The 26,029-nt window shown below is 50.9% G+C and carries 22 protein-coding genes; 13 read left to right on the top strand and 9 right to left on the bottom strand.

Features of this window, described 5'->3' with window-relative positions; translation table 11 throughout:
- Positions 1 to 172: 172 nt before the first annotated feature.
- Positions 173 to 694, bottom strand: a complete 522-nt coding sequence (locus AKG09_RS04460) for a hypothetical protein (RefSeq protein WP_231623899.1) — start codon at positions 692 to 694, stop codon at positions 173 to 175.
- A gap of 309 nt (positions 695 to 1,003) precedes the next feature.
- Between AKG09_RS04460 and sodA the strand changes: the two genes are divergently transcribed.
- From sodA to AKG09_RS04525, 13 genes are all read left to right on the top strand, one after another.
- Positions 1,004 to 1,627, top strand: coding sequence for a superoxide dismutase [Mn] (sodA, locus tag AKG09_RS04465; RefSeq protein WP_054618268.1), 624 nt, complete (start codon positions 1,004 to 1,006; stop codon positions 1,625 to 1,627).
- Between the two features lie 305 nt (positions 1,628 to 1,932).
- The gene (locus AKG09_RS04470) at positions 1,933 to 3,459 is read left to right on the top strand and encodes a family 20 glycosylhydrolase (protein WP_054618269.1); all 1,527 of its coding nucleotides are present in this window, start codon (positions 1,933 to 1,935) and stop codon (positions 3,457 to 3,459) included.
- A 317-nt stretch (positions 3,460 to 3,776) separates the two neighbouring features.
- Positions 3,777 to 5,240: a betaine-aldehyde dehydrogenase gene (gene betB / locus AKG09_RS04475; protein WP_054618270.1), complete on the top strand. Its 1,464-nt coding sequence runs from the start codon at positions 3,777 to 3,779 to the stop codon at positions 5,238 to 5,240.
- A gap of 266 nt (positions 5,241 to 5,506) precedes the next feature.
- Positions 5,507 to 5,983 (top strand): DUF4112 domain-containing protein, encoded by a 477-nt coding sequence (locus tag AKG09_RS04480; RefSeq protein WP_054618271.1) that lies wholly within the window; start codon positions 5,507 to 5,509, stop codon positions 5,981 to 5,983.
- A 212-nt stretch (positions 5,984 to 6,195) separates the two neighbouring features.
- Positions 6,196 to 6,621 (top strand): hypothetical protein, encoded by a 426-nt coding sequence (locus AKG09_RS04485; RefSeq protein WP_054618272.1) that lies wholly within the window; start codon positions 6,196 to 6,198, stop codon positions 6,619 to 6,621.
- 307 nt (positions 6,622 to 6,928) lie between these two features.
- Positions 6,929 to 7,681, top strand: a complete 753-nt coding sequence (locus tag AKG09_RS04490) for an AraC family transcriptional regulator (RefSeq protein ID WP_054618273.1) — start codon at positions 6,929 to 6,931, stop codon at positions 7,679 to 7,681.
- A 171-nt stretch (positions 7,682 to 7,852) separates the two neighbouring features.
- Complete coding sequence (locus tag AKG09_RS04495) at positions 7,853 to 8,803, top strand: 4-hydroxyproline epimerase (protein WP_054618274.1); 951 nt, start codon at positions 7,853 to 7,855, stop codon at positions 8,801 to 8,803.
- Positions 8,800 to 10,053 carry an FAD-binding oxidoreductase gene (locus tag AKG09_RS04500; RefSeq protein WP_054618275.1) on the top strand — a complete coding sequence of 418 codons (1,254 nt, stop codon included), beginning with the start codon at positions 8,800 to 8,802 and terminating at the stop codon, positions 10,051 to 10,053. The genes AKG09_RS04495 and AKG09_RS04500 overlap by 4 nt, the downstream gene beginning before the upstream one ends.
- A 67-nt stretch (positions 10,054 to 10,120) precedes the next feature.
- Entirely contained in the window at positions 10,121 to 10,984 is an 864-nt protein-coding gene (gene dapA, locus AKG09_RS04505; RefSeq protein WP_054618276.1) for a 4-hydroxy-tetrahydrodipicolinate synthase, read from the top strand.
- Between the two features lie 196 nt (positions 10,985 to 11,180).
- Positions 11,181 to 12,650 (top strand): aldehyde dehydrogenase, encoded by a 1,470-nt coding sequence (locus AKG09_RS04510; RefSeq protein WP_054618277.1) that lies wholly within the window; start codon positions 11,181 to 11,183, stop codon positions 12,648 to 12,650.
- A 106-nt stretch (positions 12,651 to 12,756) separates the two neighbouring features.
- Positions 12,757 to 14,208, top strand: a complete 1,452-nt coding sequence (locus AKG09_RS04515; RefSeq protein ID WP_054618278.1) for a sodium:alanine symporter family protein — start codon at positions 12,757 to 12,759, stop codon at positions 14,206 to 14,208.
- A gap of 292 nt (positions 14,209 to 14,500) precedes the next feature.
- Complete coding sequence (locus AKG09_RS04520) at positions 14,501 to 14,938, top strand: cytochrome c (RefSeq protein ID WP_054618279.1); 438 nt, start codon at positions 14,501 to 14,503, stop codon at positions 14,936 to 14,938.
- 57 nt (positions 14,939 to 14,995) lie between these two features.
- Complete coding sequence (locus AKG09_RS04525; RefSeq protein ID WP_054618280.1) at positions 14,996 to 15,376, top strand: MAPEG family protein; 381 nt, start codon at positions 14,996 to 14,998, stop codon at positions 15,374 to 15,376.
- Positions 15,377 to 15,826: 450 nt separating this feature from the next.
- Here the strand turns inward: AKG09_RS04525 and metE are convergent, their stop codons facing one another.
- The 8 genes from metE to AKG09_RS04565 all read right to left on the bottom strand — a co-directional run bounded on the left by metE (position 15,827) and on the right by AKG09_RS04565 (position 25,996).
- Positions 15,827 to 18,103 carry a 5-methyltetrahydropteroyltriglutamate--homocysteine S-methyltransferase gene (gene metE / locus AKG09_RS04530; RefSeq protein ID WP_054618281.1) on the bottom strand — a complete coding sequence of 759 codons (2,277 nt, stop codon included), beginning with the start codon at positions 18,101 to 18,103 and terminating at the stop codon, positions 15,827 to 15,829.
- 220 nt (positions 18,104 to 18,323) lie between these two features.
- A complete protein-coding gene (gene betT / locus AKG09_RS04535; RefSeq protein WP_054618282.1) occupies positions 18,324 to 20,336 on the bottom strand; it encodes a choline BCCT transporter BetT in 2,013 nt (670 codons plus the stop codon).
- A 33-nt stretch (positions 20,337 to 20,369) separates the two neighbouring features.
- Positions 20,370 to 20,888 (bottom strand): hypothetical protein, encoded by a 519-nt coding sequence (locus AKG09_RS04540; protein ID WP_054618283.1) that lies wholly within the window; start codon positions 20,886 to 20,888, stop codon positions 20,370 to 20,372.
- A gap of 26 nt (positions 20,889 to 20,914) precedes the next feature.
- Positions 20,915 to 22,600 carry a choline dehydrogenase gene (gene betA / locus AKG09_RS04545; RefSeq protein WP_054618284.1) on the bottom strand — a complete coding sequence of 562 codons (1,686 nt, stop codon included), beginning with the start codon at positions 22,598 to 22,600 and terminating at the stop codon, positions 20,915 to 20,917.
- 105 nt (positions 22,601 to 22,705) lie between these two features.
- A complete protein-coding gene (locus AKG09_RS04550; RefSeq protein ID WP_369814080.1) occupies positions 22,706 to 23,095 on the bottom strand; it encodes a low molecular weight protein tyrosine phosphatase family protein in 390 nt (129 codons plus the stop codon).
- A complete protein-coding gene (locus AKG09_RS04555) occupies positions 23,076 to 23,300 on the bottom strand; it encodes a hypothetical protein (protein WP_054618285.1) in 225 nt (74 codons plus the stop codon). The genes AKG09_RS04550 and AKG09_RS04555 overlap by 20 nt, the downstream gene beginning before the upstream one ends.
- 45 nt (positions 23,301 to 23,345) lie before the next feature.
- Positions 23,346 to 24,317 carry a calcium/sodium antiporter gene (locus tag AKG09_RS04560; protein WP_054618286.1) on the bottom strand — a complete coding sequence of 324 codons (972 nt, stop codon included), beginning with the start codon at positions 24,315 to 24,317 and terminating at the stop codon, positions 23,346 to 23,348.
- Between the two features lie 356 nt (positions 24,318 to 24,673).
- On the bottom strand, positions 24,674 to 25,996 hold the full coding sequence (locus tag AKG09_RS04565) for a Fic family protein (RefSeq protein ID WP_054618287.1): 1,323 nt from the start codon (positions 25,994 to 25,996) through the stop codon (positions 24,674 to 24,676).
- Positions 25,997 to 26,029 lie beyond the last annotated feature (33 nt).

The raw sequence follows: 26,029 nt of genomic DNA on the forward strand, positions 1-26,029 counted from the left end.
TGAATCATGCAGCCAGCATTGTAGCGTAAATCAAATGTATGGCCGAAAAACTTAATGTTTTACAACGTGGTTCGTCGCTTATACCGAGTATTCAGTTTTGCAGCAATAGCTTTAAGAAAGATAAAGCCGTTTGAACCCATTGCGTCAAACGGCTTGAGCGGCTGAGCCAAACTTAATGGAGGCTGCCTTTAAGTACCACGCGGCTGTTCCAAGTGCCGATATGGCATTCGTATTCGCTGCCGCCTTTGGTTTGCTTGTCGAAATAGCTTACTAAGCGCACGGATTTGGCATTTTGTTTAACCGCGCTGGATTGGAAACGTTTGACCGCACTCAAGAATGCGCGTTGGCAGGTTTCATCGGGTGTTTTTCTTACTGCGTTGGCCACTTGGCGTGATACCAAGGTTTGGTTGCCGGTGCTGCCGTAGCTGACTTTAATCGCCGGATTAAGCACTTCATGGGCTTCTTTGGAATTAAGCGCAGCAGAAGCAGAGCACATATAAGCTTCGTTTTTGCCTTTGTTGTTGATTTTACGGCCTTCGCCAATGCTGCGGCATGCGCCGGAAGTTTTGGGCGTGCTTTGTACTTCGGAAGGCCGGGTTTCAGGCTTTTGGCTTTCAGGCTTATTCTGCCCTGCGCATGCAGACAAAGCCAAAACCGCGCCGAGTGTCAAAAGTGTAGGGAAAGATGGTTTCATAGAAGCTCCTTTGTGATTGGGGTTTGCCGGCAAACCTAGACTACTTTATGAAAATGGAAACAGAAAATTAATGTAATGAATTGCGTGTATTCTGACACAAGTTTACAGCTTCTCACAAATATATAACTAAAAAATTTGATATCCCTCAGCATTGGCCCGCCGCTTTGAATGAAATAGGTGTTTCCCAGCCCTATAGATGCCTGTCTGAATATTTTCAGACAGGCATCACAATATCTTGCATTATATATAAATAATAATTATTATCATATATCAAACGTTGTTTACTGATATTTTAGAGAGAGGAAAATTATGGCTTATACCTTACCCGAACTCGGTTATGCTTACGATGCACTGGAACCGTATTTCGATGAAATGACCATGAATATCCACCACACCAAACATCATCAGGCTTATGTGAACAATGCCAATGTTGCATTGGAAAACCTGCCCCAATTTACCGGTTTGCCGGTGGAAGAATTGATTGCACGGTTAAGCGAATTGCCTGCCGACAAGCAAACCGTGTTGCGCAATAACGCAGGCGGACATGCCAACCATGCTTTTTTCTGGAAAAATTTGAAACAGGGCACTCAGTTGACAGGCAAATTGAAAGCAGCAATTGAGCGCGATTTCGGTTCGGTAGAAAATTTCCAAGCCGAATTTGAAAAAGCGGCGGCTAGCCGTTTCGGCTCAGGCTGGGCATGGCTGGTACTGGATGAGGGGCGTTTGAAAGTGGTGTCTACCGCCAATCAGGATTCCCCGCTGATGGGCGAAGCCGTTGCCGGTTGCAAAGGTTATCCGATTATCGGTTTGGATGTGTGGGAGCATGCCTATTATTTGAAATATCAAAACCGCCGGCCCGATTATGTAAAGGCATATTGGCATGTTGTAAATTGGGATGAGGCTGCGCGCAGGTTTGAATCGCAAACAGCGTAATATGCTATAATCGCACCATGCCTGTCTGAAAATGTTTTCAGACAGGCATGGTTTTATTTGTTTGATATAAAATAGAAAAATGCGTATGGTGTTTTGATAGAGTGAAATGGCGGCTGAATTGCTAGCGTACCCGGTTTGCGGCCGTGGGTGAAATGAAATGTTGCACAGTGATATGCCGTTTATACCGTATCTTTCACATTCAAGGAAATATCTGTCACAATTTTAGTAAATATTGGCATAATTTAATATGCAATTGGTATAATCTCTGAATATGCCAATAAACCGAGTACAACACAACACATATTATGAGTAAAAACACTTTCAAATTGCTCCGCCTCAAGCGCGCGTTGTCGTTGCTGCTGATACTGGCGGCAGCCGGTACAGTTGGTTTTTCACAAGCTTCAACCGATCCGGAAAAAATCCTTATGAATGCAGCTGCACAAAGCGTGGCGCCCAAACAAGGCGGCCTGATGCTGGACACGGCCCGCCATTTCTACCCGACCAATGTCATCAAAGACTTTATCGATACTATCGCCAAATCCGGAGGCAATTTCCTGCATCTGCATTTTTCAGATCACGAAAACTACGCGCTGGAAAGCCATATCTTAAACCAGCGTGCAGCAGACGCTACGCGCAATGCCGACGGCGTGTATATCAACCCTGTAACGGGCAAACCTTTCTTAAGTTTCGAGCAGCTTGAAGAAATCAAAGCGTATGCGAAATCAAAAAATATCGAGCTGATTCCCGAAGTGGACAGCCCCAACCACATGACCACGATTTTCACTTTGCTGGAAGCGCATCGTGGTAAAGATTTTGTTAACAAAATTAAATCCAAGTATTCCGACGAAGAAATCAACATCACCAGTCCGGAAAGCATTGCGTTTATGAAATCGCTGATTGGTGAAGTTGCCGATGCGTTTGGCGACAGCAGCCGCCACTTCCACATTGGCGGCGACGAATTCGGTTACAGCGTTGACAGCAATCATGAATTTATTGCATATGCCAATGATTTATCGTCTTTTCTCAAGCAAAAAGGTCTAACCACCCGCATATGGAACGACGGCATCATTAAAGCCACGGTAGATAAGCTTAACCCTGAAATTCAAGTCACTTATTGGAGCTATGATGGCGATGTGCAAAACAAACAAGCTTCTCAAGAGCGCCGCAAAATCCGCGCCAGCATGCCCGATCTGATTGAAAAGGGCTTTAATGTGTTGAACTACAATTCTTATTATTTGTATGTCAACCCTAAGCAGGAGTGGGGCACTTCCTACAACAGCGATTTTGCCACGCGCGATATCATCAACCGTTGGAGCCTTGGTGTATGGGATGGAGAAAACCAGCAGAATGCGGTTAAAAACACCGATAAAATCATGGGAGCCGCGCTTGCCATTTGGGGCGAAAATGCCGGTTCGATGAGCAGCAAGACCATCCAGAAATACACGGCCGGTTTGTTGGAATCAATCATCCGCAAAACCCATGCCGAAGCCGATTCCGGAGATAAACTGATGCAGAATTTGGCCGTGCTTTCAGGCAACTCGCTCAAGCAGAGCTATATGGATTGGTCGCTGATTCAGGATGGCGAAGCGTTCAATCTTCAAGATAACGGCACCGAGAGCCTGTATTTATTGCAGGAGCAGGCGCTGCAAGAGCGGAAAAACCTGAATGTTTGGGTGCGTGGTGCGGAAAATAATAAAGTGGTGTTGAACGGCAATTGGCAGAAAACCGAAGATACTACCGAAAAAGAAGGTGTGAATTACCGTGCCTATAAATATCTTGACAATACTTTGTGGATAGATAAAAAAGTGCCGATTGAATTGTTTACCGGTTAATCTTTTTACTTTGTAAGTGACACAATGCCTGTCTGAAAACATTTTTCAGACAGGCATTATTCTAATCCCCGCGCCATGACATCTTTTTTTAAATATGTTATGGTAAAAAGCCAAATATGGCCGGAAACCGAATATTCACGATAAGTTTTACCGATTGTAAGCTTTTCACATATCTATTTGCCTGAAATACTCCGTATTTCCGAGCATTTCAAGTTTAAATGTCTTTATAGCTGCCTGGCAGCTGTTCAACACAATTAATCAAAGCGGCAAGGCTCAATCAACGGGCAATGCCACATATAAATAAAAAAGGAGTACCCATGCAAACATTAACCGCATACATCAACGGCGCCTATGCCGCCGCCGATTCACAGGCCGAAACTTTTGAGAATATCAATCCGGCCAATGGCGAAGTGCTCGCAGTGGTGCAGCAAAGCAGCCCGTCGGAAATCGAAACCGCCGTTCAGACGGCCATAGCGGGCCAGAAAATCTGGGCGGCGATGACGGCTGTAGAACGCAGCCGCATCCTGCTCAAAGCCGTAGCCATTTTGCGCGAACGCAACGACGAATTGGCGCGCATCGAAACCTTGGATACCGGCAAACCCCTGTCTGAAACCTTGTATGTCGATATCGTTACCGGCGCGGATGTGATTGAATATTATGCAGGTTTGGCGCAAGCCGTCGAAGGACGCCAGATTCCGCTGCGCGACACCGCGTTTGCCTACACCCGCCAAGAGCCGTTGGGCGTGGTGGCGGGCATAGGCGCGTGGAACTATCCGATTCAGATTGCCATGTGGAAAGCCGCGCCTGCATTGGCGGCGGGTAATGCCATGATTTTCAAACCCAGCGAAGTTACGCCCACCGGCGCGCTGAAATTGGCGGAAATCTTCACCGAAGCGGGGCTGCCCGATGGCGTGTTCAACGTCGTTCAAGGCGACTGGCGCGTGGGCGAGGCGTTGAGCATCCATCCGCAGATTGCCAAAGTATCGTTTACCGGCGGCGTGGCAACAGGCAAAAAAGTGATGTCGCAGGCCGCCGCGTCTTCGCTGAAAGAAGTTACGATGGAGCTGGGCGGCAAATCGCCACTGATTATCTGCGACGATGCCGATTTAAATCTGGCCGCCGATATTGCGCTGATGGCCAATTTTTACAGCTCCGGCCAAGTTTGTACCAACGGCACGCGCGTGTTTGTGCCTGTGAACAAAAAAGAAGCGTTTGAAGCCAAAGTGCTGGAACGCGTTGCCCGCATCCGTGCCGGCGACCCGCTCGACGAAAACGTGAACTTCGGCCCGTTGGCGAGCTTCCCGCATATGGAAAAAGTGTTGGTCTATATTGAAAAAGGCAAAGCCGAAGGCGCGCGTCTTTTAGCGGGCGGAGGCCGTCTGAAAGAAAACGGCATGGCAAACGGCGCTTACGTTGCCCCCACCGTGTTCACCGACTGCACCGACGAAATGGCCATCTGCCGCGAAGAAATCTTCGGCCCCGTGATGAGCATTTTGGCCTACACCACCGAGCCGGAAGTGATCGTGCGCGCCAACAACACCGAATACGGCTTGGCCGCAGGCGTGGTGACACCCGACGTGAAACGCGCTCACCGCATCATCGGCCAGCTTCAGGCGGGCATCTGTTGGGTTAACGCTTGGGGCGAATCGCCCGCACAAATGCCCGTGGGCGGCTACAAACAATCCGGCATCGGCCGCGAAAACGGCATCCAAACGCTGATGCACTATACGCAAACCAAATCAGTGTTAGTGGAATTGGGGGATTATCAATCGGTATTTTGAGGCCGTCTGCAGTTTTTAGCTTCTCGGAAACCCGCAGCATTGCTTGTTTTCAGACAGGCATTCACGTTGAGTTTTTGAGATTATCGCAACTTCAACTGCGTCCACAATACGGATAACCATATCTAAAATCCATTCTCAAACCGCCCCATCTCAAACACAGGCCGTCTGAATCTTTGCCATAAGTTTTTAGACGGCCTTTTGCTATGATGCGCAGTTGCGATACGTTGCTTACTCATTTTTTATAAAACATCAAATAAGGGATAACTATGAATCATCCGAAAAGGCTGCATTCGCTCCAGCAAAGCCGCAGCTATCACTCGGCAAAAAAAATCAGCTATTGGCTTGATGATAACTACCTCGACGGCGTGATCGGTTTGGTGCCGGTGGTCGGCGATATCTTGTCGCAGAGTTTTCATGCAGTGTTTTTGTATTTGTCTGCGGTAAAGCTGCGTTCGGCGCGGCTAACGCTGGTCATTTTGTTCAACAGCCTGCTGGATATCCTCATCGGCCTGATTCCGTTTCTGGGCGAGGTGTTGGACTTTGTGAATAAATCCTACAAACGCAATCTGGCTTTGATTGAAGGTTTTGCGTCGGGGGATAAGGCAGTAGTCAGCCGGGTAAACCGCCAGGCGGCGATGGCGGCGGTGGGAATTGTGTTGTTGCTGGTGGGTATTGTGATGCTGGCGAAATGGACGTTCTCCTTGCTGGTGGCGCTGTATCATTGGCTGCCGGGTTTGTTTTGATCGATTGCTGTGAAATGCAGCTAAGCGATTGAAACAGGCATCGAACAATAGGGCGGGATAAAGCCGGTTAGCTTAGTGCTTCGATTATTGTATGGTTATATGAAGGTTTAGCCCGCCACTGTTGTTTTCCTTGAAATGGGTTGAAATATGTTATGATTTTATGAGGCTTGATTTAAATCAAGCTGATAATCTAATTTACGAGAGGATCAGATATGAAAAAATTTTTAGCTATCGCAATGGCTGTTGCTGCGCTAGGTGCTTGCTCGCAAGAGACCAAACAGGAAACCAAAGAAGCTGCACAGGCGGTTAAAGAAGATGTGAAAGGTGCTAAAGATCAAGCTGCATCTGCCGTTGATTCAGCAGTACACAATGCAAAAGAAGCGGGTGCGGAAGCGAGTGCAGCGGCTAAAGAGGCGGCAACCGAAGCCAAAGATATGGCCAAAGAAGCCGCACAAGCAACCAAAGAAGCAGCCCACGATGCCACTCAGGCAACCAAAGAGGCAGCTCACGATGCCACTCAGGCAACTAAAGAAGCAGTTCACGATGCTGCGCAAGCAACCAAAGAAGCTGCGCATAAAGCGAAAGATGCTGCCAAAGATGCTGTTAATGCCGCTAAGGAAGCTACCCAAGGCAAGTAAGTATTTATTTGTAAATGAGAGGTTTGATGCGAACACAGACTCGATGATTCCGGGTCTGTGTTTATTTTAAAGATTCAGTTGCATATATGACCAATCAAGTTACTTTGTGCTACGGTGTTGCTGCGTCTTGACTGAAAGAGACGGCTTGGAATTTTATAGCCGTAAGCAATGCCTGTCTGAAAACCAATGGCTGGACGTTGGGTTTGACTTGGCGTATTCTTCAATGGAACACAAAAAATAGCGAAGGTGTTCCATTTTTAATGTGTAAAAGCCCGCCGCTTCCGACTAAAAATATTCAATTTCCGCCATGCCTCCGGTTTTTTTCCCTCCCTCGGTTCAGCCGCAGCATTTAGACGATTTAATCCGCAGCCTGAACATGTTTGCACCTGTGTTGCAGGTGCTGCCCAGCACGGTGTTTTTCGTGAAAAACACGCGGGCGGAGTATGCTTTTGCCAACGATACGCTGCTGCAACGGCTGCAACTGCCCGATATGGCGGCTTTGATTGGTAAAACGTCGGAAGATTTGTTTCAATCGGAGTGGGGGCAGCATTACACGCAGCAGGACAGGGAAGTGTTGAGTGAGGGCAAAACCATCAGCAACAAGCTGGAGCTGCATACTTATGCTTCGGGCGAATTGGGCTGGTGTATCACGCATAAAATGCCCGTGCGCAATCCGCAGGGCGAGATTATCGCGATGCTTGGTGTGTCGGTGGACGTGGAAACCAACGACAGCAACCGCCCCGAGCTGAACAAAAAAATCGCGCTGATTGAAAAATACATCGCCGGCCATTTCGACCAAAGCATCAAAATGAAAGACTTGGAAGCCGTTTCCCGCCTTTCCACCGCCCAAATCGAGCGGTATTTCAAAAAGATTTTCCACATCACGCCTTCGCAATACATTCAAAAAGTGCGCATTGAAGCGGCGATGGCGATGCTGGAAACGGGCTTGTCGGTAACGGAAATTTCCGCCCGTTGCGGCTATTCCGACCACAGCGCGTTTACGCGGCAATTTAAGGCGCTGGTGGGCTTATCGCCGTCTGAATTTAAGAAATCGAGATAACGTCGGAAGTATAGAAATGCCTGTCTGAAAAATGTTTTTCAGACAGGCATTTCTGTTTTGAGTGCGCCTCAGTATGCCCATTTCTGCAAAAAAATCGGGAAATTCATCAAGACGGCGGCAGCGGCGGTTTTGTAAGGTTAGCGGAAGTTTGTTTAGCGATAGGATTTTGCCATGCCGCATACCGAATACACTTTTTCCGTGATTGATTCCCATACCGGCGGCGAGCCGACCCGCGTGGTGTACGGCGGGTTTCCCGAGCTTTCCGGCAGCAGCTTGCAGGAGCAGTGCGCCGATTTTGCCGAACGTTTCGACCATTTGCGCCGCGCGCTGATTTTGGAGCCGCGCGGTTCGGACGTTTTGGTGGGGGCCTTGTTGTGCAAGCCGCAAGACCCCGCTTCTGCCGCCGGCGTGATTTTCTTCAACAACAGCGGCTATTTGGGCATGTGCGGCCACGGCACCATCGGCCTGATTAAAACGCTGCAACATCTCAAACGCATTGATGTCGGCACGCACACCATCGAAACGCCTGTCGGCAATGTGCGCTGCACGCTGCATGAAGACGGTTCGGTCAGCGTGCGCAACGTGCCGGCCTACCGCTACCGCAAAGACGTGCCGCTCAATGTACCCGGCATAGGCAGCATCACGGGCGATATTGCGTGGGGCGGCAACTGGTTTTTCTTGGTTAACGACCACGGCTGCACCATCGCCCCCGACAATCTGGAGCAGCTCACCGACGTTTCATGGCGCATCCGCACTGCGCTGAACGAGCAGGGCATCACCGGCAAAGACGGGCAGGAAATCGACCATATCGAGCTTTTCGGCAAAACCGACACGGCCGACAGCCGCAGCTTCGTACTCTGCCCGGGCAAAGCCTACGACCGCTCGCCCTGCGGCACGGGCACCAGCGCGAAAATGGCCTGCTTGGCTGCCGACGGCGTGTGGCCGTCTGAAAAAGAATGGATACAGGAAAGCGTGATCGGCAGCCGCTTTGCCGCGTCTTACGAACTGCTTTCAGACGGCATGATAGTGCCTACCATCAAAGGCGGGGCGCACATTCATGCCGCGGCGGAGATTTTTGTGAACGCGGACGATCCGTTCCGCTACGGAATCGAAACATCATGAGCGGGCGGGTTTTTTCTGCAGCCGTGGTCGGCGGCGGCATCGTCGGTTTGAGCATTGCGCTGGAATTGCAGCGCTGCGGCGAAAGCGTGCTGCTGCTGGAGCGCGATACCGTGTGCGGCGGCGCGTCTTACGGCAATGCCGGGCATATCGCTACCGAGCAAGTGTTTCCGATTGCATCGCCCGACGTGCTCAAGCAGCTGCCGAAAATGCTGCTCGACCCGCTCGGCCCGTTGCGGCTGGACTGGAAATATCTGCCCAAAATCACGCCGTGGCTGTTCAGCCTGCTGCGTAACCTCACGCCCGAACGCTTCCAACGCAGCCACCGCGCCCTGATGGCGCTCAACAGCCGCGCTTTACCGGCATGGCAGGCGTTTGCGCGCGAATGGGGCGTAGAACGGCATATCCGCATCGAAGGCTCGCTGCTGGTGTGCGAAACCGAAAGCGGGCAGGCGGCGTTGCAGAAACACGGCAGGGCGTTGAATGAATTGGGCGTGGCCAACGAATGGCTCGACCATGCCCGCCTGCACGAGCGCGAACCGGCACTGGCCGATACACAGTGCGGCGCGCTGTTTTATCCCGATACCGGCCATGTGGTCGATTTGGCGGGCATGGCGGCCGACTTGCAGAGCGCATTCATACAGGCGGGCGGCACGGTAAGTGAACATACCGACGTTTCCGACATCCAATTGTTTTCAGACGGCCTGTTCCGCATTATCGGCGGCGGCAAGGCGTTTGACGCCAAACGGGTGGTAATTGCCGCCGGCGCGTTTTCCAAGCCGTGGCTGAAAAAGCTGTGCGGCGCCGATATTCCGCTTGACACCGAACGCGGCTACCACCTGATGCTGCCGCAAAGCCGAGATATTTTGAACGTGCCGGTAAGCAGCTTCGAGCGCAAATTCATCATGACGCCCATGAACGCGGGCTTGCGCTTGGCCGGAACGGTGGAGTTCGCCGGGCTGGACGCGCCGCCGAATATGGAACGGGCGGAGCAACTGTTCCGCTTGGCAGAGCCGATGCTCAAAGGCCGTCTGAACCGCCAAGGCGCCGTGCCGTGGATGGGTTTCCGCCCGTCGATTGCCGATTCTCTGCCGGTAATCGACCGCAAAGAGAACATTTTGCTGGCATTCGGGCACCAGCATTTGGGGCTGACCCAAGCACCGTTGACCGCGCAATTGGTAAAAGCCCTGTATTTCGGCGAACAGCCTTTAATTGATTTGAGCCCTTACCGTTTTAACCGTTTCGGCAGCTAGAAAGTCCGAGTATGACGGATGTAGTTTTTTAAGTTGATTCACTATTTATCTCAAGAGGAGAAGCATCATGAACATCGAAGGTATTTTAGTTCCCATCGTGACCCCGTTTACCGCCGACAATCAGGTCGATACCGCTTTGCTGGCCGAATTGGTGGATGCGTTTATCGCCAAAGGCGTGCGCGGCATTGTGGCTTGCGGCACTACGGGCGAGTATTACGCTTTGTCGGAAGCCGAGCGCGAAACCGTGCTGAACACCATTGTGAAAGCCGCCGCCGGCCGCTGCACGCTGATTGCGGGTGTCAGCGATATGTCGAGCGAAGTGGCCGCACAACGCGCTATCCGCGCCAAAGAGCTGGGATTCGACGGCCTGATGCTGTCGGCGCCGCCATACAGCCTGCCGTCGCAACAAGGCATCATCGAGCACTTTGAATATGTGGCTTCCAAAACCGATTTGCCGATTATTCTCTACAATTTCCCCGCGCGCATCGGTGTAGAACTCGAATTCGACACCGTGGCGCATTTGGCCAAACATCCCAACATTGTCGGCATCAAAGAAAGCACCGGCAATTTTTCCAACGCGCTGCGTATGATTCAGGCCAAATTCGATAATTTCCAAGTGGTGTGCGGCTGCGACGACCAGCCTTTGGATTTCTTCTTCTGGGGCGTGAAAAGCTGGATTGCCGGCGCGGCCAACGTGTTCCCGGGCGAGCAGGTTGCCCTGTTTAACGCCGCTCAAGCCAAAGATTGGGACAAAGCGCGCCAGATTCTCACCGACCTCTATCCCGCCCTGCATTCGATGGAATCGGGCGACTACAACCAAAAAGCCAAAATCGGCTGCTTAAACGGCACCAAACCCGCCGGCAAAGTGCGCCTGCCGCTGCACAATCTGACCGCACAAGAAGCCGCCGAATTTACGGCTTTGTTGAAATAAGTTTCGAACCGCTTGCCTTGTTACAGTTCGTCATACTCAGGCTTGACCCGAGTATCTCCTGAATTTACCGGAGCTATAGATACTCGGGTCAAGCCCGAGTATGACGAGCGTACTATGTTTAAGTTGATTCACTATAAGTGTGTTCAAAAATATCCAACCTTTCTTGAGAGAGGTTTCCGAACGAAAAGGAGTGTAGATGAAAACCGTTGAACAAATCTTCGAAGCCGCCAAAGCAGGCAGCCTGTGGGCGGGGCATTTGATTCCGAACCACGCTGATTCGGGCAAGAAGCTGGAAAACCGCACACCCATCGACAATTCCCTCATCGGCTACATCGCCGACGGCAGCGGGCAAGACATGGATGCAGCCGTGCGCGCTGCGCGTGCCGCGTTTTCAGACGGCCTCTGGGCAGACAAAAGCCCGTCTGAAAAACGCGCCGTGCTGCTGCGTTGGGCGCAACTGATTGAAGAACACGCCGAAGAGCTGGCCGCGCTGGACTGTATCGACGCGGGCAAGCCCATCAGCGAGTGCATCAACACCGATATGCCCGCCACCATCGAAACCTTTTATTTCTACGCCGAATATGTCGATAAAGCCTTCGGCCGCGTCGCCCCCACCGGCAACGACGCGCTGGGCTTGATTGTGCACGAGCCGGTCGGCGTGGTGGGCGTGGTGTTGCCGTGGAACTTCCCCGCGCAGATGTTCGCGTGGAAAGTGGCGCCCGCTTTGGCGGCAGGCAATTCGGTGATTGTGAAACCGGCCGAGCTGACTTCATTGAGCGCTTACCGCATGGTGCAGCTGGCGCATGAAGCGGGTGTGCCCGAAGCGGCGCTGACGCTGGTGTGCGGCTTGGGCGAAACGGTCGGCAAGGCTTTGGGTATGCATAAAGATGTGGACATGGTGGCCTTTACCGGATCCACCGAAGTCGGCCGCTATTTCTTGGAGTATTCGGCGCAAAGCAACCTGAAAGAAATCGTGTTGGAATGCGGCGGTAAAAGCCCCCAAATCGTGTTTGCCGATGCGGATTTAGACAAAGCCGTGCCGTCGATTTTGGCTGCCGCATTCTGGAATATGGGTGAAAACTGCAGCTGCGGTTCGCGTCTGATTGTGGAAGAAAGCATCAAAGACACCTTGCTGGCCAAACTTTCAGACGGCCTCAAGCAAGACTGGAAAGTCGGCGACCCACGCCTGTCTGAAACCAACCTCGGCCCGCTGGTGGAAGAGGCGCATTTCGATAAAGTGTGCCGCTATTTCGATACTGCGCTGAAAGAGGGCGGCAAACTGCTCACCGGCGGCAAAACCGGCGAAGGCTGGTATTTCGAACCGGCGATTATCGACGGCGTTACCGCGGATATGACCGTGTTTAAAGAAGAAATTTTCGGCCCGGTGCTGGCGGTAACCACGTTTGGCAGCGAAGAAGAAGCCGTTCGTTTGGCCAACCAATCCGATTACGGCCTGGCCGCTTCGTTCTACACCTCCAACGTGAGCCGCGCCCACCGCGTTGCACGCAAAATTCAGGCAGGCACGGTATCGGTAAACGGCTTCTCGGAAGGCAGCATCGCTACGCCGTTCGGCGGCTACAAGCAGTCGGGCTTCGGCGGCCGCGATAAAGGCGTGGAAGCGTTTGAACAGTACACTCAAGCAAAAACCATTTGGTTTGTGGAATAACAAAAAACAAAACTCAGGCCGTCTGAAACCCGTAGGTTTCTGCGAAGCCCAAAGTGTTTTTTCAGACGGCCTCCGATAACCGCACATAACCACAAAGGAGAAAGAGATGGAAAAAATCGTCAATACGCTGGTGGACTATATTTGGGGCAACGGCTTGGTATATCTGGCTTTGGCCGTGGGCCTGTATTTCACCATCGCAACCAAAGGCGTGCAGTTCCGCTATCTGCCGGAAATGATCCGCTTGTTGAAAGAGAAGCAGGAATCCGGTGCGGGCATTTCGTCGTTTCAGGCATTCTGTATGTCGCTGTCGGGGCGCATCGGTGTCGGCAACATCGCCGGCGTGGCGACCGCCATCGCAGCGGGCGGCCCGGGCGCCGTGTTTTGGATGGTGGTGATGGCGCTGTTGGGCGGCGCGAGCGCGTTTGTGGAATCGACTTTGGCGCAGGTTTACAAAACCAAAGTCGGCACGGAATACCGCGGCGGCTCGCCTTACTACATTGAGAAGGGCTTGAAGCTGAAAGCCTTTGCCGTGTTGGTGGCCGTGGTCATCTTCTTGAGCTACGGTGTGTTGGTGCCGGGCATTCAAGCCAATACCATCGCCACTTCGTTTGACAACGCCTTCGGCCTGTCTGCATGGATCACCGGCACGGCGGTTTCCGCGATGCTGGCGTTCCTGATTTTCGGCGGTACCAAACGCATCGCCCGCGCGGCCGACCGCATCATCCCGTTGATGGCTTTAGGCTATGTCGGCCTGATGCTGATTGTGTTGGTTACCCATGCCGCGAAAATTCCCGAAACCTTAAGCCTGATTATCGGCAGCGCGTTCGGCACCGACGCGGTATTCGGCGGCATTGTCGGCACCGCCATTTCCTGGGGCGTGCGCCGCGCCGTGTTCTCCAACGTGGCCGGTGCGGGCGAGGCAACCTTCAGCTCGGCCGCAGCCGAAGTGAGCCACCCTGTGAAACAAGGTTTGGTACAGGGCTTTTCGGTGTATATCGACACTGTGATTGTCTGTACCTCAACCGCCATCATGATTCTGATTACCGGCATGTATAACGTGCACCCGCCCGGCATGGAAACACCGCTGGTCGAAAACATCCCCGGCGTGGCCGCAGGCTCGGCTTACACGCAGGCGGCGTTGGGCACGGTGTTCGGCGATTTCGGCGGCGCATTTGTGGCTGTGGGCATCTTCTTCTTTGCCTTCACCTGCCTGCTGGCTTATTACTATATCGCCGAAACCGCGCTGCTTTATCTCGATCAAAAGCTGAAATATCCGATCCTCAGCATGATTTTGCGGGTGGTGTTTTTAGTGGTGGTGTTTTCAGGCAGCGTGCAGTCCGCCGGCCTGATGTGGGGCTTGGGCGACATCGGCTTCGGCAGCATGTGTTACCTCAACTTGATTGCCATCGTGTTCCTGAGCAAACCCGCCCTGCGTGCGCTGCGTGATTACGACCGCCAGAAAAAAGTCGGCCTCGATCCGGTATTCGACCCGCGGGAAGCAGGGATTGAGAATGCCGAGTTTTGGGTAGATTATATGCAGCAACATAATAAGCGTTGAGATTGTGCTGCTAGGGTGTAGCTGTAAAGAATGCCTGTCTGAAAAAGTTTTCAGACGGGCATTCCCGTTTTAAAAACAGGGATGGCAGCATACCTTTTATCTCAATTTCTGCTTCATGTGGTTTTAAGGTTGCGCTTCATGGCCGTAGTAAAGGTTTCAAATGGTGTAAGTGTACGATTTTCAGGTTAATTTACTGTATTCCGTTTCCAAGTTTCAACCCGACAGCTAGACGCTGGGTTTGACTTGCCGTATGCTTCAACAAGCTATCAACAACAAAATAAAAGGACACACCATGAAAAAACCTTTCCTAACCACATTATGTTTCTGCCTGATTGCAGGTTTGGCACACGCCGATGCGGGCGACATCAAAGCTCGCCAGCAATATATGAAAGAATGGCGCGGCCTGAATAAAAAAATGGGCGACATCCTGAAAAAACACAATGCCGCCTCTTTTCCTGCCGATTCTTTTGCCGCTTTGGCAGCGCAGTTGAACGAAACCGCGGGCGAACCGTGGCAACATTACAATGCCGGCAGCGACGGCGCAGGTTCCGACGCCTCCGCCGATGTATGGCGCAAACCGCAGGAATTCCAAGCGGCAATCAAGCGTTTCAATACTGCCGCCGCTGCTTTGGATAAAGCTGCGAAAAGCGGCAACTATGATGCAGTTAAAACCGCGTTTGATAAAGTCGGCCAAAGCTGCAAAGCCTGCCATCAAAGTTTCAAGCAGTAAATATTTTCAGACAGGCCTGTCTGAAAAAACCTATGTCAACCCATCAGGAGGAGCGCTATGAACTTTATCCACATCGTCGCCTTGCTTGCGCTGATTCAGTATTTTTTCTTCGGCTTTATGGTGGGCCGTGCCAGATCCAAATATGGTATCCACGCCCCCGCCGTTTCGGGCAACGAGCATTTCGAACGCGCCCTGCGTATCCAGCAAAACACGCTGGAGCAGCTGGTTGTGTTTCTGCCCGCGCTGTTTATCGCCGCTGTTTATTGGTCTGAAGGCATCATCGCCTTGATTGGCGTGGTGTATCTGGTGGGTCGTTTTGTTTACTGGCGTGCTTACACGGCCGACCCGCAAACCCGTGCGATCGGTTTTCTGCTAACCGTGATCCCTTCCTTCGTTTTGATAACCGCCGCCTTGATTGGCGCCGTGTTTAAGGCTTGATTGTGATTGTGAAATGCCTGTCTGAAAGGTTTTCAGACAGGCATTTTTTATGACTAACCAACTTAAAAATAGTATGTTCGTCATACTTCGGTTTTAAGTTGATTGACTATAATATTCTCGTTGTTGAAGATTGCGCTTCATGGCCGCGCGGCCACTTACTTTCTTTGCTTCGCCAAAGAAAGTAAGCAAAGAAAGGCGACCGCGGTTGCCGGTTTGCTGCGCAAACTGCCCTCACTGCGCGGAATTTTCGGGGCGGCCGCTAGTCGCTTCGCTCCGGGAGCGGCCTTGCTCCCCCGAAAATCCCGCTCCGTTCGGCGGCGCCGGCGGACAAAGCGGACGTAGTAAAGAAACCAAACAATTTAAGCGCATTCATTTTTGATTATTCCACTAAAAATGCCTGTCTGAAAACTTTTCAGACAGGCATTACTTCTCTATTTCACAGACTTGGCTTTATTTGGCAGCTAACTCGCTACGCAGTTTTTTGGTTACTTCCATCATCACTTCCAGCTGCTCGATGGTTTCTTTCCAGCCGCGGGTTTTCAGGCCGCAGTCGGGGTTGACCCACAAGCGTTCCACCGGCACCACATCCATGGCTTTGCGCAGCAAGTGTTCGATTTCTTTGGCTTGCGGAACGCGCGGGCTGTGGATGTCGTACACGCCCGGACCGATGTCGTTCGGGTATTTGAAGTCGCCGAACGCAGTCAGCAATTCCATGTCGGAGCGTGAAGTTTCAATGGTAATCACGTCGGCATCCATAGAAGCGATAGCGGGCAGGATGTCGTTAAACTCGGAGTAGCACATATGGGTGTGGATTTGGGTGCTGTCTTCCGCACCGGTTGAGGACAAGCGGAAGGCTTCGCAAGCCCAAGCGAGGTATTCGTCCCATTGTGCTTTTTTCAGCGGCATGGCTTCGCGGATAGCAGGCTCGTCGATTTGGATCACTTTGATACCGGCTTTTTCCAAATCCAACACTTCGTCGTTCAGAGCCAATGCGATTTGTTTGGCCACTTCGCTCAACGGAATGTCGTCGCGCACAAACGACCATTTGAACATGGTTACCGGGCCGGTGAGCATGCCTTTCATCGGGCGTTTGGTCAGGGTTTGGGCGTATGAAGACCAGTAAACGGTCATCGGGTTCGGGCGGGAAACGTCGCCGAAGATGATGGGCGGTTTCACGCAGCGCGAGCCGTAGCTTTGTACCCAACCGAATTGTGTGAAGCAGTAGCCGGCCAGTTGCTCGCCGAAGTATTCCACCATGTCGTTACGCTCGGCTTCGCCGTGTACCGGCACGTCCAGCTCCAATTTTTCCTGTACTTCCACGCAGTAGGCGATTTCTTTTTTCATCGCCGCATCGTAATCGGCTTCGCTCAATTCGCCTTTTTTGAAAGCGGCGCGGGCTTGGCGGATTTCGGTGGTTTGCGGGAACGAACCGATGGTGGTGGTCGGCAACACAGGCAGGTTCATCCAAGCCTGTTGCGCTTTGATGCGCTCGGCAAACGGTGATTTGCGCTGATCCGCGCCTTTAGGCAGGTTGGCGACGCGCGCTTTTACGGCATCGTTGTGGATTTTCTTGTTGGTAGCGCGGTCGGCAGCAGCGGCATCGGAAGCGGCAATCGCGTCTTTCACGCTGTCTTTGCCGTGTGCCAAGGCTTGCTTCACTACGCCCAGCTCAACCAATTTTTGTGCGGCAAACGCCATCCAAGATTTGATTTCGCTGTCCAGTTTTTCTTCCACGGCCAAATCTTGCGGGCTGTGCAGCAGCGAGCAAGAAGGTGCAATCCATAAGTTGTTGCCTAGTTTGGCTTTTACCGGCTCCAAAGTGTCAATCACTTTGCTTAAGTTGGCGCGCCATACGTTGCGGCCGTCGATCAGGCCGACAGACAATACTTTGTTTTCCGGCCATGCGTCGGCAAATATGGAGAGTTGCTCAGGCGCGCGCACGCAGTCGATGTGCACGCCGTGTACCGGCAAGGCTTTCAGCAGGTTCAGATGCTCGGCTACGGTAGCGAAGTAGGTGCCGATGATGATGCGCACGCCGGTGTTGGCAAATTCTTTGTATGAGGTTTCAACGGCTTTAATCCAGTTGGCGTCGGCATCGGCGGAGAGGATCGGCTCGTCGATTTGAATCCAATCCACACCTTCGGCAGCCAGTTCGCGCAACAATTGTGCGTAGGCGGGCAGCAGTTTCGGCAACAGGCTGATGCGTTTGAAATTATCGTCTTTGGCTTTACCCAACCACAACAGGGTAACGGGGCCGACCAAAGTAGGCTTGATATCGTAGCCTTGAGCTTTGGCTTCTTTGATTTGGGCGACCAGATTTTTCGCGTTAACCTTGAATTCGGTGTCGGCGTGCCATTCGGGTACGATGTAGTGGTAGTTGGTGTCAAACCATTTGGTCATTTCCATCGCAAACTGGGTGGCATTGCCGCGCGCCAGTTGGAAATATTCAGGCAGGCTCAGATTGGCTGCGTCAAAACCGAAACGCTTCGGAATCGCGCCCAAAGTGCAGAGCAGGTCTAAAACGTGGTCGTAGAAAGAAAAATCGCCTACAGGCAGCAAATCGGCACCGGCGGCTTTTTGGGTCGCCCAGTTCAAACGGCGGATTTCGGCGGCAACTTCTTGCAGCTCGGCTTCGCTTTTCGCGCCTTTCCAAAAGGCTTCGACGGCAAATTTCAGCTCGCGCTTCGCGCCGATGCGCGGGTAGCCTGATAGATGAAATGTGTTCATGTCCAACTCCTATATTGAATGAAATTCGGATGTTTGATGTGATGGTCGTATAGTGAACGGTTTTTGGAAAGGGTGCAAACGATTATTTTGCATGGCAACATGAATGTTTTTAATGTTTGACCGCCGGAGAATGCGGATAGGGTGGAATGGGTGAAACCGGAGTATTGCAATGCCTGTCTGAAAGCTTTTTCAGACAGGCATTTGTTGAAATGCGTATTGATCAACGCTCAAAGTGCAGAAACTGCATGTGCCGTTCGTATTGGTTCAGAATATCGATAATAATCTGCTCTTTCGTATAGCCGACGATATCGTAATCCTGGCTGCCTTCGCTCAAAAATACTTCGGCGCGGTAGTATTTTTCCTGCTCGCTTTGCGGTGCGATATTGCCGGCCTGGCCAAGAGCGAACACAGGTTTGATGGCCTCAATCAGCCGCACTTCGTAGAGGAAATCCACTTCTTCGCCGTGCAGCACTTCCAGCTTGAGCACATGGTTTTCTTTATCTTCCGACAATTTGCTTTCGATGCCTTTTTCCTGCAATTCGTGCGCCACTTCGAGCAGGGCCGGTTGAAGTTCTTTCATCATAAAGCGCAAAGCGGTTTTGGCATTGGGGAAATCCACCAAACGGCTCAGGCGGTTGCGCCAGTTGCGGCCGTCGTCGAGCACCATGGCTTTGTCGATTTGGGTGGCTTTGCGTTTATTGCCTTCCTGGCGCAGGCAGATCCACATCGAAATCATGTACACCACCAAAATCAGTGAAAACGGCAAACCGGCCACCACCGACACGGATTGCAGCGAGCTGAAGCCGCCGGCAAACAGCAAACCGAGCGTAACCAAACCTGTGGCCGCCGCCCAGAATAAACGCAACCAAATGGGCGCGTCGGCGCCGGAAGCCAGATTGCGCGAACTCAGATTGGCCAACACCAGCGCGCCCGAGTCGGCGGAAGTGACGAAGAAAATCAAACCGATAATCACCGCCAAAAATGACCACAGCGAGGAGAGCGGATAATGTTCAAACAGTGCAAACATGCCCATTGCCGGATTTTCCAAGGCGGTTTTGCCCAGTTCGACCGCGCCGTTGTTCACCAGCTCGATTGCGCTGTTGCCGAAAATCGAGAACCACGCAAAGATAAAACCGAGCGGGATAAACATCACACCGAACACAAATTCGCGCAAGGTGCGGCCGCGCGAGATGCGGGCGATAAACAGGCCGACAAACGGCGCCCACGCCACCCACCAAGCCCAGAAGAAAATCGTCCAAGCCGATTTCCACTCCGCACCTTTATCGCCGGTGTAGGCATACACTTGGAACGTTTTGCCGAGCAGGGTTTGGAAATAATCGCCGATGTTTTCAGTGAGCGCGTTCAGCAGAAATACCGACGAACCCATCACCAACAAAGCAATCAGCAAAAAGGTCGCGCCCAGCATATTGATTTCAGACAGGCGTCGCACGCCGCGTTCCACACCCGACATGGCCGACAAACCGGCGACCACCACCACCGAAATGATGATTACCGCCTGCACAAACTGGCTGCTTGCGATGCCGAACACATGGCTCAAGCCCGCATTGGCCTGCAACACGCCGATACCCAAACTGGTGGCGATACCCAACAGCGTACACACCACGCCGAACGTATCCACCGTGTTGCCCAGCCAGCCGTCGGTGCGTTTTTGGCCGAACACCGGCACCAGCGCGCTGCGCAACGCCAGCGGCATGTTTTTACGGTAGGCAAAATAAGCCAACGCCATGCCGATTAAGGCGTAAATGCCCCAGCCGTGCAAACCCCAGTGCAGAAACGTTTGCGCCAGAGCCGCGCGTGCCGCTTCGGGCGTGCCGCCTTCGCCGACGTTGGGCGTGAGATAGTGCGTTAGCGGTTCGGACGCACCGAAAAACAGCAAATCAATGCCGATGCCGGCGGAAAACAGCATCGCCGCCCACGCCAGAAAAGGAAAATCGGGTTTGTCCTGATCTTTGCCGAGCTTGATATCACCGTAGCGCGACATGCCGACAAACAGCGAAAAAATCGAATACGCCGCCACCACCAGCATGTAATACCAGCCGAAATGGTCGGATACCCAGCGCAGCGAGTTACCTAAAATATTTTCACTGAAAGCGGGGAATGCTGTGGTCAGCACAATCAGCAAAATACTGATGATAGAAGCCTCAGCAAACACGGTTTTATTCAGCAGAAAATTTGTGTTTTTATCTGCAGCAGAAGAGGGCGGGCTGTTCATGTTTTCATTCCTTTTGATGTACGTGGCGGTTAATTAAAGGCGCGTACAAATGCTTTTTGCCATTTCTTCTGCACCTGTTTCTGCACTGTCCAATTGAGTTTGCACAATCCGTTTGGGCGTGATTTCATCAATACGGAGAAAATATTGTTCATTGGGTTTGCGTTTACTCAAAATGCTAAATATTGATGCTTCATAATCGCGGATTGATTCATTTTGTTGAATCAATTGCTTGGTTTGCTTGCCATGAATACGCTGGAGTTTGTCGTCTTTTAAAGTTAAAGTCAGCAGATTATCGTTAAGCTGCCACTTGCCGTGTGATTTCGTGCTGTAAAGAAGCTCATGATTAGCAAATTTAAATTCAAAATGCCCTTGGGTACGGGCACTGCCGTTTGCGCTGTACACACTGACATAACGGGTAACAGCGTCAATTTCAGGATATTCAGTAACACACGACCATTTTCCCAGCAGTTGTCTCGGCGTGGGGCTAGCTGCTTGTGCCGAGACAGGCAAAAACGTTGCTAAAGCAAGGCTTAAAAACAGATTGGTTTTCATTGCTTCTTTCCTTGGTAAGTTGTTAATTAAGAACGCTTCGGCTCACCGCGAACAGGCGCGCCGTGGGCCACATAATAATCCGCCGTCGATTTCGGTAATGGCTGGTGGCCGCGGATTTTATCGGCGATTTTCTCTGCCAACATAATGGTGGTGGCGTTCAGATTGCCCGTGATGATATTGGGCATAATCGACGCATCCACCACGCGCAGGCCGTCGATGCCGTGTACGCGGCCTTCGCCGTCCACCACCGCATCGTTGCCCTCGCCCATCGCGCAGGTGCATGAAGGATGGTAAGCCGTTTCGGCGTGTTGGCGCACATATTCGTCGAGCTGCTCGTCGGTTTGGATATTTTCAGACGGCGTGATCACCGCGCCGCGGTAGCGGTCGAGTGCCGGCTGGTTCATGATTTCGCGCGTGATGCGGATAGCGGCGCGGAACTCTTCCCAATCCTGCTCGTGGCTCATGTAGTTGAACAAAATGCTCGGATGATCCGCCGGATTGCGCGATTTCAGCTTGATACGACCGCGGCTGGGCGAACGCATGGAGCCGACATGCGCCTGAAAGCTGTGCGACTTGCTGGCGTTGCGGCCGTCGTAGCGCACGGCAATCGGCAAGAAATGATATTGGATATTCGGCCATTCAAACTTTTCATGCGAGCGGATAAAGCCGCCGCCTTCAAAATGATTGGTCGCGCCCAAGCCCGTGCCCATCAACAGCCATTCCGCGCCGATGGCAGGCTTGTTCCACCAATTCGTCGCCGGCGCAATCGACACCGGCTCTTTACACTCATACTGCATATAAAGCTCGAGATGGTCTTGCAGATTGTTGCCCACGCCCGGCAAATCCAACACCTCGCTCACACCCGCCTCGCGCAACCATTCGCCCGGGCCGACGCCGCTGCGTTGCAGAATCTGTGGCGACGCAATCGCACCCGCACACAGCAGCACTTCGCGGCGCACTTCAATGCTATGCGTTTGGTTTTGATGGGTAAAACGCACACCGCGCGCGCGTTTGCCGTCAAACAAAATGGTGTCGGTGAGCGCGCCGGTCAGAATCGTGAGCCGCTCGCGGTGTTTCGCCATATCCAAATAACCGCGCGCGGTGGAAGAACGACGGCCGTGCGGCGTCACAAACCTGTCCATCGGGCCGAAGCCTTCCTGCTGATAGCCATTCAAATCGTCGGTGCGCGGATAGCCCGCATCTACGCCTGCCTGAATCATGGCTTCAAACAGCGGGTTTACATTCGGCTTGGCGGTGGTTACATGAATCGGGCCGCTGCCGCCGTGGTAATCGTTTTCGCCCGCATCGCGGTGTTCGGCCTTTTTGAAATAGGGCAGGCAGTCGAGATAAGTCCAATCTTCCAAGCCGGGGATTTTCGCCCAATGATCGAAATCCAGCGCATTGCCGCGGATATAGCACATGCCGTTAATCAGCGAAGAACCGCCCAAACCCTTACCGCGCCCGCAATCCATACGGCGGTTGTTCATAAACGGCTCGGGGTCGGTTTTGTAACCCCAGTTATACGTCAAGCCTTGCAGCGGCATCGCCAGTGCCGCCGGCATCTGCGTGCGGAAATCCAAACGGTAGTCGGGCAGGCCGGCTTCCAGCAGCAGCACCGACACATTTTCGTCTTCCGTCAGCCGCGCCGCCAGCACATTGCCCGCACTGCCCGCGCCGATGATGATGTAGTCGTAAGTGGATTTTAGGGTCATGGGTTTCCTTTTGTGTGTGGTTTTCAGACAGGCATTGCTTGGTGTTAAAGACAAATGCCTGTCTGAAAAGATGGGTACGGTTGATGATATTTAAACCCAATAGGCTTAAGGCAGGTGTGGCGCAACATTTTGCTCAAGAATGTTGACAAGCGCTTCATCCATATATTGGTAATCGTCAGGAATATCCAGCACCAATATGGTTTTGTGCTGTAAAGCGCGGGGAAACATGGCTTGCAGGCGGTTTTTATGTTTGTGTTCCATCACCATGATTTGGTTTGCCCACAAAATATCTTTGATGGAAACGGTGCGTTTGGCATTGGGGCTGGTGCCGGCCGAGCGAACCGAAATGCTTTGTCGGTTGCGGAACATATGTTCTGCGGTGGGGCTGCGCCATTGGTTGCGGCTGCAAACAAACAATATATTCATATTCAAGCTTTCTGCATAAAACTTCGGGCAGCCTTGAGGCTGCCCGAAATCAATCAAACCATTCTGCATCGAATGTTTCGCGGTTGAAAGGATAAATCAAACGCAACTGCTTGGCGCGGCGCATTTTTTCATCGCGGAAATACATCATACTCCAGTTTTTTTCCAAGCAGCGCAGCTCAGTGTTGCGCTTGCGGAACGGTTCGGCTTTTTTATGTGAAGGCTTTTTATTTTGCCAGCGCCTCCAAGCCCGGCTTCGTGTGCGGAAAGGTTCCAAAGCAAATGCCTGTCTGAAAACCTTTTTCAGACAGGCATGGTTATGTTATGAAGCAGGAAAGCTGCCCATAACCAAATAAACCGTGTAAGCAATATAAGCCGCCAGCAGCACCAAGCCTTTGGCGCGGCCGATTTTGCCGAAGCCGCCTTTGCCCAAGCAAAACACAAACAGCAACACCGTCAATGCCGGCATCACCACCATATCACGATTCAGAATTTCCGGCGCCACGTCCATAGGCGAAATCATGGCCGCCAAACCCACCACCGCCAAAGTGTTGAACAAGTTCGACCCCACCACATTGCCCAGCGCAATATCATGCTCGCCCTTGCGCGCCGCCACCACAGAAGAAGCCAGCTCTGGTAGGGAAGTGCCGATGGCCACCACCGTCAAGCCGATAACCAAATCGCTCACCCCCAAGCTTTGCGCCACCGTAACCGCGCCCCACACCAGCAGGCGCGAGCTCAATACCAACACCAGCAAGCCCAAAGCCAGCCAAAACAAGCCCCTTCTTAAAGACATTTGCGTGTTTTCCAATTCAACCGAAATATCTTCAATCAAGTTATCCGCACCTTTCAGATTCTGCAAAACCGTGCGCGCCATATAAACCACCAAAATCACCAGCAAAGCCGCACCATTCCACACGCTTAATCTTCCATCCAGCAGCAGCAAAGCCGACAAAGCCGTGATGCCCAGCAAAACCGGCATCTCCTTTTTCACAATCTGCGGCTGCACCAAAATCGGGCTGATCAGCGCCGTAATCCCCAAAATCAGTGCAATATTCGCAATATTCGAGCCATAAGCATTGCCCAGCGCAATGCCCGGGCTGCCGTCGAGCGCCGACATCACCGACACCACAATTTCCGGCGCCGACGTGCCGAAGCCCACAATCACCATGCCGATTAACAAAGGCGACATCCCAAAATGACGCGCCGTGGCCGCCGAACCGTCAATAAAACGGTCGGCGCTCCAAACCAGCAGCACCAAACCGATAATCACCGCTATGATCGCGTAAAGCATTATTTTCCTTAAGTTTTAAAAAATGAAAGCCGCGTATTGTAACATTGTTCAACCCTTAAGCGTATGCGGTTTTGTTTTATAGGATGGAATATGAAATGCCTGTCTGAAAAAGGTTTCAGACAGGCATCGGGTAGGTTTGGTTTTAGTATCATTAATAATGTAAGCAGTAGGTTGGATTTTTGAATCTGATAAAGGATTTCTCAAATGTCGGATACGAGTATCCGGTTTACGGTAACAGTAGGGTGTGGTCAAAGACGCGCACGCGGTTTTAGTTTAGATAGACAAACAGCGCGTGCGTGTCAAAGGCATACAAACTACATACAGGCCACAGCTTGTATAAAAATTTGTTTAGTAAATTATTTTCTTTGATTTAATAAATTAACGATATCTTGCCTAGCAATGTAAATAGAAGTTCTATCCGAAGTGGATTTCAATAAAATTTTGTGGTCTGACAAATGTTCTAAATATTTTCTTGCCGTATTATCTGTAACTCCTAATGAATTTTTGACTTCTTTTGCAGTGAATACTTTACCTGGATTTTTAATAGCTTTTTTCAATAAAATAATTTCTTTTGAATTTAAATCGTGATATACCGATGTCTTAGATAGCCAAGCTAATGTCTCTGTAAATTCTTTATGTTTTCTATCAAGGAATTTAAATAGTTCTTCAATCGATTTTTTTATTGTATACAATTGGTGTTCGATGAAATAAGTTAAATCATTATCATCGGTTTCTGTATATAAATAAGCTCTTGCATATTTAGCAGGTGCTTCTTTTAAGAGCTTACTAATAGAAATATATTCAAACTCATTGTAATTATTTTTCATCACGAACCAATAAAATAATGCCCTTGCAGTTCTACCGTTTCCATCAAAGAAGGGATGTTCATAACCTAACATAAAATGCAAAATAATTGCTTTTATTATAGGATGAATAAATTCTTTTTCTTTATGCTCATAATTGGCAAAGTCGCATAGTTTCTGTAACCTTTCTGATAAATCTTGGTGTGAAGGAGGTAGATGTAAAATTTCATTGTAATAATTACTAACATAGACATCATCCTTATTTCTTAACATTCCAGGAGATATTTTTCTATCATCTATACCTTGAGTTGCAATCAAATGAAAATTTAAAATTAAATCAATATCTAATTTACAATCTTTTTTTTCAATTACCTGTTTCATTAAAAGGTAATTATTCAAAATCATTTTTTCATCGTTACTTTGAGGAGCTCTTTCCTCTTCAAGCATTTGTAAGGCAACAGCTCTAGTAGTAGCTGCACCTTCCAATTGCGAGCTGGAAATAGATTCTTCATATTTCAAAGAACTGGACCAAAACTCATGCTTATTTGCTTTATCCATATAAAAATTTAATAACCTAGCTCTTAATTCATCAATTTGATGGAGTAACGAGTGGCAATTATTTGGTATATTAAACTTGAAATTTAATCCAGATTTATCTTTTAATCTTACACTGCGAGAAGAACCCTCTCTAACAAGTTTGAGCTTGAGCCATCTTTTTTCATTAAGATCAGTATCCTTAGATAAACGACGCAATTTATCCCAATGAATATAAGCTTCATCAGATTCAGGCATTTCAACTGACATTACCTCATGAAATTGAGCTATATATTTCTGCATTAATTCACTGATATTTTTTGGCTTTTCTACTTTTCTCATAATTCATATCTCAATAATTTATTTTTGAGATAA

Source organism: Neisseria sp. 83E34, from assembly GCF_001308015.1.
In the GTDB taxonomy this organism is placed as follows: domain Bacteria; phylum Pseudomonadota; class Gammaproteobacteria; order Burkholderiales; family Neisseriaceae; genus Neisseria.

Coding starts and splice junctions, on each gene's coding strand:
- AKG09_RS04565 (WP_054618287.1), bottom strand. CDS start 25,996: ATGAGAAAAGTAGAAAAGCCAAAAAATATCAGTGAATTAATGCAGAAA.
- AKG09_RS04520 (WP_054618279.1), top strand. CDS start 14,501: ATGAAAAAACCTTTCCTAACCACATTATGTTTCTGCCTGATTGCAGGT.
- metE (WP_054618281.1), bottom strand. CDS start 18,103: ATGAACACATTTCATCTATCAGGCTACCCGCGCATCGGCGCGAAGCGC.
- AKG09_RS04500 (WP_054618275.1), top strand. CDS start 8,800: ATGAGCGGGCGGGTTTTTTCTGCAGCCGTGGTCGGCGGCGGCATCGTC.
- AKG09_RS04560 (WP_054618286.1), bottom strand. CDS start 24,317: ATGCTTTACGCGATCATAGCGGTGATTATCGGTTTGGTGCTGCTGGTT.
- betB (WP_054618270.1), top strand. CDS start 3,777: ATGCAAACATTAACCGCATACATCAACGGCGCCTATGCCGCCGCCGAT.
- AKG09_RS04495 (WP_054618274.1), top strand. CDS start 7,853: ATGCCGCATACCGAATACACTTTTTCCGTGATTGATTCCCATACCGGC.
- AKG09_RS04480 (WP_054618271.1), top strand. CDS start 5,507: ATGAATCATCCGAAAAGGCTGCATTCGCTCCAGCAAAGCCGCAGCTAT.
- sodA (WP_054618268.1), top strand. CDS start 1,004: ATGGCTTATACCTTACCCGAACTCGGTTATGCTTACGATGCACTGGAA.
- dapA (WP_054618276.1), top strand. CDS start 10,121: ATGAACATCGAAGGTATTTTAGTTCCCATCGTGACCCCGTTTACCGCC.
- AKG09_RS04515 (WP_054618278.1), top strand. CDS start 12,757: ATGGAAAAAATCGTCAATACGCTGGTGGACTATATTTGGGGCAACGGC.
- AKG09_RS04470 (WP_054618269.1), top strand. CDS start 1,933: ATGAGTAAAAACACTTTCAAATTGCTCCGCCTCAAGCGCGCGTTGTCG.
- AKG09_RS04485 (WP_054618272.1), top strand. CDS start 6,196: ATGAAAAAATTTTTAGCTATCGCAATGGCTGTTGCTGCGCTAGGTGCT.
- AKG09_RS04490 (WP_054618273.1), top strand. CDS start 6,929: ATGCCTCCGGTTTTTTTCCCTCCCTCGGTTCAGCCGCAGCATTTAGAC.
- AKG09_RS04540 (WP_054618283.1), bottom strand. CDS start 20,888: ATGAAAACCAATCTGTTTTTAAGCCTTGCTTTAGCAACGTTTTTGCCT.
- betT (WP_054618282.1), bottom strand. CDS start 20,336: ATGAACAGCCCGCCCTCTTCTGCTGCAGATAAAAACACAAATTTTCTG.
- AKG09_RS04550 (WP_369814080.1), bottom strand. CDS start 23,095: ATGCAGAATGGTTTGATTGATTTCGGGCAGCCTCAAGGCTGCCCGAAG.
- AKG09_RS04525 (WP_054618280.1), top strand. CDS start 14,996: ATGAACTTTATCCACATCGTCGCCTTGCTTGCGCTGATTCAGTATTTT.
- AKG09_RS04510 (WP_054618277.1), top strand. CDS start 11,181: ATGAAAACCGTTGAACAAATCTTCGAAGCCGCCAAAGCAGGCAGCCTG.
- AKG09_RS04460 (WP_231623899.1), bottom strand. CDS start 694: ATGAAACCATCTTTCCCTACACTTTTGACACTCGGCGCGGTTTTGGCT.
- betA (WP_054618284.1), bottom strand. CDS start 22,600: ATGACCCTAAAATCCACTTACGACTACATCATCATCGGCGCGGGCAGT.